This is a genomic window from Streptomyces sp. NPDC014907 (assembly GCF_055562975.1).
The window spans coordinates 254,542-261,050 of sequence record NZ_JBVHEG010000008.1 but is presented as its reverse complement, the minus strand read 5'-3'; the positions used below and the strand labels follow the sequence as shown (position 1 = coordinate 261,050).

The following is a 6,509-nucleotide window of genomic DNA, read 5'->3' as shown; positions in this document are numbered from 1 at the left end:
CGGTCTTGCGTTTCCGACTCTACCAGACCGTTTCCGGCCCGATTTCGGCGGTGCTTTCCGGCCCCGTTTCGCTTTCGCTCCGGGCCCTTCCGGCGTGTTCACTACGTTAGCTGATTTCTCCGGCGGCTCATAATCGAGCCATTCGAAACGAATTTCGGCATACCGAAATACGCCCCCGCCGGGGAGTCATCTTGAGTAGTGGGTGGCCGTCTCGGGGTGCTTGAGCAAGCGGACCCGTCTCCAACGGCTCGGACTACATTACGCACCAGGACGGCGCGAGTCAAGGCGCCTCTTCCGGGGCGCGTGGGCGCGGTACGGGCTGACCGTCGGGTCCCCCTCGATCCAGAAGCGCCAGGGATGGGGGGCGCCGTCACCGCCGACGCCCGTACGGGGTCCGGCGAGGACGCGGTCCGGGGCCGGCGGGGTGCCGGTGAGGACGGTGAGCGGGGCGTCCGGGCCGCCACAGGCGTCCTCCCCGTTCAGGGTGAGGGCGACGTCGAGAGCGGTGGCCAGACGCGCCGGGCCCTTGGCCAGCTCGTTGTCGTTGCGGGCCGAGCGGCGGCGGGGACGGGCCTGCTCGGCACCGCTCACGATCTCCCCCGCGCGCAGCAGGACCCCGCTCGCGGTGCCCTCGGAACCGCACACCAGATTGAGGCAGTGCCACATGCCGTAGGTGAAGTAGACGTACGCGTGTCCGGGCGGGCCGAACATGACGGCGTTGCGTGCCGTCCGCCCCCGGAAGGCGTGCGAACCGGGGTCGATCGCCCCGGCGTACGCCTCCACCTCCGTGAGGCGCAGCTCGATCCGTCCCTCTTCCGTGGTGCGGACCAGGGTGCGGCCCAGGAGGTCGGGCGCGACCTCCAGGACGGGGCGGTCGAAGAAGGAGCGCGGGAGCGGCGTACGGTCGGGGCTTTCGTTCATGCCGTCCGAGCGTAGCGGGGAGCGGCGGGGAACCGGTTACGGTCGTCGCGCGTATGTAGGGGTCAGGAACGACAAGGAGTGAAGACCATGGGATTCAAGAAGCTGCTCGCGAGCCTGGGTGCCGGCGGGGCCACGGTGGAGACGGTGCTCACCGAGGAGAACGTGGTTCCCGGCGGGGTCGTCCAGGGCGAGGTGCGCATTCAGGGCGGCAGCGTCGACCAGCGGATCGAGGGGCTCTCCGTCGGTCTCCAGGCGCGGGTGGAGGTCGAGGGCGGCGACCAGGAGCACAAGCAGGACATCGAGTTCGTGAAGGTGCGCCTGGGCGGGGCCTTCGAGGTGAAGGCCGGCGCGGTGCACGTGGTGCCGTTCGGCCTGGACATCCCGTGGGAGACGCCGGTCACCGCCGTGTCCGGCCAGCAGCTGCGCGGCATGCACATCGGCGTGACGACGGAGCTGGAGATCGCGCGCGCCGTGGACTCCGGTGACCTGGACCCGATCAACGTGCACCCGCTGCCGGCGCAGCAGGCGATCCTGGACGCCTTCCTCCAGCTGGGCTTCCGCTTCAAGAGCGCGGACATGGAGCGCGGGCACATCCGGGGGACGCGGCAGAGGCTGCCCTTCTACCAGGAGATCGAGTTCTTCGCGCCGCAGCAGTACCGCGGCCTGAACCAGGTCGAGGTCAGTTTCGTCGCCGACGACCGCGAGATGGACGTCGTCCTGGAGATGGACAAGAAGCCGGGGCTCTTCAGCGAGGGCAGCGACTCCTTCCGGTCCTTCACCGTGGGGCTGCACGACTTCCACACCACCGACTGGGCGGCTTACCTGAACCAGTGGCTCGCCGAGGTCGGCGGCCGTCGCAACTGGCTCTAGGCTCGCACCCGTAAGGCCGCCGGAGCAGGGCTGCCGAGGCGGCGACGGGCGATACGGAGGGTTTCGACGTGTCCGAGTCCAAGAGGGCGCCGCTCCCCCACGACTTCCATCCGCCGGTGGCGGCGTTCACCGTGGTGAGCGACGACATCGCGCCGGGCGGGGTCCTGAAGGACGCGCAGGTGTACGCGGAGGGGAACACCTCGCCGCAGCTGCGGTGGGAGGGGTTCCCGGCGGAGACCAAGAGCTTCGCCGTCACCTGCTTCGACCCGGACGCCCCGACGGGCAGCGGGTTCTGGCACTGGGTGCTGTTCGACATCCCGGCGTCGGTGACGGAGCTGCCGGCCGGTGCCGGATCGGGTTCGTTCGAGGGGCTGCCGGCCGGTGCCGTGCACGCGCGGAACGACTACGGGTCGAAGGAGTTCGGCGGCGCGGCTCCCCCGGCGGGGGACCCGGCGCACCGCTACGTCTTCACCGTGTACGCGGTGGACAGCGAGAGGCTCGGGCCGGACGCCGACGCCTCGCCGGCGGCCGTCGGGTTCAACCTGCGGTTCCACACGCTGGGCCGCGCGCAGCTGATCGGTGAGTACGCCGCTCCCGCGGCGGGCTGATCGTTCGTTTGTTGTTTGCCCGCTTCTGGTCTTGGAGAGATCAGAAGCGGGCACCTTTTGTTTCGCGAGAAATTGCGTTGTCCGACCCGGCCGGCCCGGCCATCGTTGATCCAAGCCCGCCGGGGAGTGGGCCGGCATACGGGAGGTGGGCAACATGCGGGACACGCTGGTACTCAACGCGAGCTTCGAACCGCTTTCGACGATCACGCTCAACCGTGCGGTGGTGCTCGTCCTGCAGGCCAAGGCCGTCGTCGAGCAGGCCCATCCCGAACTGCGGGTGCGCGGGGCCGCCGTCGATCTGCCGGTGCCGCGGGTGATCAGACTCTGCCGGTACGTCCGGGTGCCCTTCCGAAGACAGGCCCCGTGGTCACGGCGGGGGGTGCTGGTCCGGGACCAGCACCGGTGCGCGTACTGCGGGAGGAGGGCGACGACGGTCGACCACGTCGTACCGAGGGCCCAGGGCGGCGAGGACACCTGGCTGAACACGGTGGCCTCCTGCGCCGAGGACAACCACCGCAAGGCCGACCGGACTCCGGAGCAGGCGGGGATGCCGCTGCTGCACCAGCCCTTCGAGCCGACTCCGGCCGACGCGATGCTGCTCTCGATGCGGGCCAGCGAGCGGTCCTCGCTGCCGGAGTGGCTGGCGGGCTCGGCCGCGTAGACACGTACCCGCGAACGCGGCGCTCATCCGCGGGTGCGGCGGATGGGCGAGGGGCCCGTCTCCCCGGTGGGGGCGGGCCCCTCGCCGTGCCCGTCGTGCGCGCCGCTACGTGAGCGTCAGCTGGAGGATCGCGACGACGCCGACGGCGATGATCACCCCGCGCAGGACGGCGGGCGGCAGTCTGCGGCCGACCTTGGCCCCGAGCTGGCCTCCGAGGGTGGAGCCGACCGCGATGAGCAGGACCGCCGTCCAGTCGAAGTCGGCGACGAAGAGGAAGAAGACGGCTGCGACGCCGTTGACGAGCGCCCCGAGGATGTTCTTGACGGCGTTGATCCGCTGGATGTCGTCGTGGAGCAGCAGGCCCATGAGGGAGAGGTAGAGCACGCCCTGCGCGGCGCCGAAGTACCCGCCGTACGCGCTGGCGAGGAAGAGGCCGGTGAGGAGGGCGGGGCCGCCGTCCGGGTGGGCCTCGGTGCCGGTCCGTTCGCGCCGGCGCTTCACGGCCGCCGCGATGCGGGGCTGGACGAGGACCAGGACCAGCGCGAGTCCGATGAGGACGGGGACGATCGCGTCGAAGGCGTCGGACGGGAGGGCGAGGAGCAGGATCGCGCCGAGGAGACCGCCGAGGAGGGCGGCGGAGCCGAGGCGGAGGACGCGCTTCTTCTGGCCCTTGAGTTCGCGGCGGTAGCCGATGGCTCCGCTGACGGAACCGGGGACGAGCCCGAGGGCGTTGGAGACGTTCGCGGTGATCGGCGGCAGTCCGGTCGCGAGGAGGACCGGGAACGTGATCAGCGTTCCCGATCCCACGATCGTGTTGATGGTGCCGGCGCCGATGCCGGCGGCGAAGACAGCCAGGGCTTCCCAGATGGACAACGCCCTCTCCTTACAGGGTCGGTGAGTCGCCTCCCCGCTCCGGGTCCGCCGGGGTCGAGGGGCTCGTACCGATCATGCACGAGAGTTACGTGTACGTGTCAGTCAACCGGGGGTTCGTCTCGCCGTTCGGTCCCGCCGGACCTGGTGTTGAAGCCGGAGGCGCCGCCGCCGATGTTGCCGAAGGCCCCGGAGAGGCCCTTGAGGGCGTCGCCGATCTCGCTGGGGACGATCCAGAGCTTGTTGGCGTCGCCCTCGGCGATCTTCGGGAGCATCTGGAGGTACTGGTACGAGAGGAGCTTCTGGTCGGGGTCGCCGGCGTGGATGGCCTCGAAGACCGTGCGCACGGCCTGGGCCTCGCCCTCGGCGCGCAGGGCGGCGGCCTTGGCGTCGCCCTCGGCGCGGAGGATCTGCGACTGCTTCTCGCCCTCGGCGGTGAGGATCGCGGACTGGCGGGTTCCCTCGGCGGTGAGGATCGCGGCGCGCTTGTCGCGCTCGGCGCGCATCTGCTTCTCCATCGAGTCCTGGATGGAGGTCGGCGGCTCGATCGCCTTGAGCTCGACGCGGTTGACGCGGATGCCCCACTTGCCGGTGGCCTCGTCCAGGACGCCGCGCAGGGCGGCGTTGATCTCCTCGCGGGAGGTGAGGGTCCGCTCCAGGTCCATGCCGCCGATGATGTTGCGGAGGGTGGTGACGGTGAGCTGCTCGATCGCCTGGATGTAGCTGGCGACCTCGTAGGTCGCGGCCCGGGCGTCGGTGACCTGGTAGTAGATGACCGTGTCGATGTTGACGACCAGGTTGTCCTGGGTGATCACCGGCTGCGGGGGGAACGGGACGACCTGTTCGCGGAGGTCGATCCGGTTGCGGATCGAGTCGATGAACGGGACGACGATGTTCAGCCCGGCGTTGAGCGTGCGGGTGTAGCGGCCGAAGCGCTCCACGATCGCCGCACTCGCCTGCGGGATGACCTGGATCGTCTTGATCAGGGCGATGAAGACGAGCACCACCAGAATGATCAGGACGATGATGACTGCTGACATCGTGTTCCCCGTGCCCTTCGCTGCCGGTTGACTGCCGGGTTGCTATCGGTGATCAAGTCTCGCAGACGTCGGAACGTCATGGGCGGGGTTCGGTCACATGACCACGGCGGTCGCCCCGTCGATCTCGACCACGTCGACCTGTTCGCCCGGTTCGAAGGTCTGCCCGGCGTCGAGCGCGCGGGCGGACCAGACCTCCCCGGCGAGCTTGACGCGGCCTCCTCCGCCGCCGTCGACCCGTTCCAGGACGACGGCCTGACGGCCCCTCAGGGCGTCGATCCCGCTGGAGAGGCCGGGGGCGTCACCGCGGTGGCGGGCGGCGATCGGGCGCACCACCGCGACGAGCGCCACCGAGACGACGACGAAGACGAGCACCTGGGGAACGACGCCGAAGCCGAGGGCGGCGGTCACCGCCCCCGCGACCGCTCCCACGGAGAACATGCCGAACTCCGGCATGGCGGTGAGGACCAGCGGAATGCCGAGTCCCACCGCGCCGATCAGCCACCAGACCCACGCGTCGAAATCCACAGGGCCATGGTAGGGCGGCGGGACCTCCCGGGACAGGGCGCGGGAGCGGCGGGTGAGCCTCCGGGGCGGGCGCGGTGCTGTGCGGTCACGGCGCCCGGCGGGGTCACTTCAGGGGCAGGCCGTGCGCGGTCCAGCGCTCGCCGACGCGCTCGACCACGAGCGGGAGGCCGAAGCAGAGCGAGAGGTTGCGGGAGGAGAGCTCGGTCTCGACGGGGCCGGCGGCGAGCACCCGGCCCTGACGGATCATCAGGACGTGGGTGAAGCCCGGGGCGATCTCCTCGACGTGATGGGTGACCATGATCATCGAGGGGGCGTACGGGTCGCGGGCGAGACGGCCGAGACGACGGACCAGGTCCTCGCGCCCGCCGAGGTCGAGGCCGGCGGCGGGCTCGTCCAGGAGGAGCAGCTCGGGGTCGGTCATCATCGCGCGGGCGATGAGGGTGCGCTTGCGCTCGCCCTCGGAGAGCGTCCCGAACCTGCGGTCCAGGTAGTCGTTCATGCCGAGGCGGTCGAGGAAGGCCTTGGCGCGCTCCTCGTCGACCGGGTCGTAGTCCTCGTTCCAGGTGGCGGTCATGCCGTACGCGGCGGTGAGGACGGTCTGGAGGACGGTCTGGCGCTTGGGGAGCTTCTCCGCCATGGCGATGCCGGCCATGCCGATGCGGGGGCGGAGGTCGAAGACGTCGGTGCCGACGCCGCCGAGCCGCTCGCCCAGGACGCGGGCGCTGCCCCTGGTGGGGAAGAGGTAGCTGGAGGCGATGTTCAGGAGGGTGGTCTTGCCGGCGCCGTTGGGTCCGAGGATCACCCAGCGCTCGCCCTCCTTGACCGACCAGGAGACCTCGTCCACCAGAGCCCGTCCGTCGCGGACCACGGATACGTCCACCAGCTCCAGTACATCGCTCATGAGCGCGTTGTCTCCCCTTGCGGTCGAGTGTCGTCGCCTTGCGCCGGTGGGCGCGGCGTCCAGGGGAAAACCTACGTTATCGGCGGAGCGGGCCGGTCCCTAGGGCTTCCTTC

The 6,509-nt window shown here is 70.4% G+C and carries 8 protein-coding genes; 3 read left to right on the top strand and 5 right to left on the bottom strand.

Features of this window, described 5'->3' with window-relative positions; all coding sequences use genetic code 11:
* Positions 1 to 258: 258 nt before the first annotated feature.
* The gene (locus ACZ3IL_RS22045; protein WP_467392483.1) at positions 259 to 921 is read right to left on the bottom strand and encodes a DNA-3-methyladenine glycosylase; all 663 of its coding nucleotides are present in this window, start codon (positions 919 to 921) and stop codon (positions 259 to 261) included.
* 87 nt (positions 922 to 1,008) lie between these two features.
* On the opposite strand from ACZ3IL_RS22045, the gene ACZ3IL_RS22040 reads away from it, so the two are divergent.
* The 3 genes from ACZ3IL_RS22040 to ACZ3IL_RS22030 all read left to right on the top strand — a co-directional run bounded on the left by ACZ3IL_RS22040 (position 1,009) and on the right by ACZ3IL_RS22030 (position 3,060).
* Complete coding sequence (locus tag ACZ3IL_RS22040) at positions 1,009 to 1,791, top strand: sporulation protein (protein ID WP_467392481.1); 783 nt, start codon at positions 1,009 to 1,011, stop codon at positions 1,789 to 1,791.
* Between the two features lie 68 nt (positions 1,792 to 1,859).
* A complete protein-coding gene (locus ACZ3IL_RS22035; protein WP_467392479.1) occupies positions 1,860 to 2,399 on the top strand; it encodes a YbhB/YbcL family Raf kinase inhibitor-like protein in 540 nt (179 codons plus the stop codon).
* A gap of 154 nt (positions 2,400 to 2,553) precedes the next feature.
* A complete protein-coding gene (locus tag ACZ3IL_RS22030) occupies positions 2,554 to 3,060 on the top strand; it encodes an HNH endonuclease (RefSeq protein ID WP_467392477.1) in 507 nt (168 codons plus the stop codon).
* 105 nt (positions 3,061 to 3,165) lie between these two features.
* Here ACZ3IL_RS22030 and ACZ3IL_RS22025 read toward each other — a convergent pair whose 3' ends face one another.
* The 4 genes from ACZ3IL_RS22025 to ACZ3IL_RS22010 all read right to left on the bottom strand — a co-directional run bounded on the left by ACZ3IL_RS22025 (position 3,166) and on the right by ACZ3IL_RS22010 (position 6,396).
* Complete coding sequence (locus ACZ3IL_RS22025) at positions 3,166 to 3,933, bottom strand: sulfite exporter TauE/SafE family protein (protein WP_467392475.1); 768 nt, start codon at positions 3,931 to 3,933, stop codon at positions 3,166 to 3,168.
* A gap of 98 nt (positions 3,934 to 4,031) precedes the next feature.
* The gene (locus tag ACZ3IL_RS22020; RefSeq protein ID WP_467392473.1) at positions 4,032 to 4,970 is read right to left on the bottom strand and encodes an SPFH domain-containing protein; all 939 of its coding nucleotides are present in this window, start codon (positions 4,968 to 4,970) and stop codon (positions 4,032 to 4,034) included.
* A gap of 93 nt (positions 4,971 to 5,063) precedes the next feature.
* On the bottom strand, positions 5,064 to 5,495 hold the full coding sequence (locus ACZ3IL_RS22015; RefSeq protein WP_467392471.1) for an NfeD family protein: 432 nt from the start codon (positions 5,493 to 5,495) through the stop codon (positions 5,064 to 5,066).
* A gap of 103 nt (positions 5,496 to 5,598) precedes the next feature.
* Entirely contained in the window at positions 5,599 to 6,396 is a 798-nt protein-coding gene (locus tag ACZ3IL_RS22010; RefSeq protein ID WP_467392469.1) for an ABC transporter ATP-binding protein, read from the bottom strand.
* Between the last annotated feature and the right edge of the window lie 113 nt (positions 6,397 to 6,509).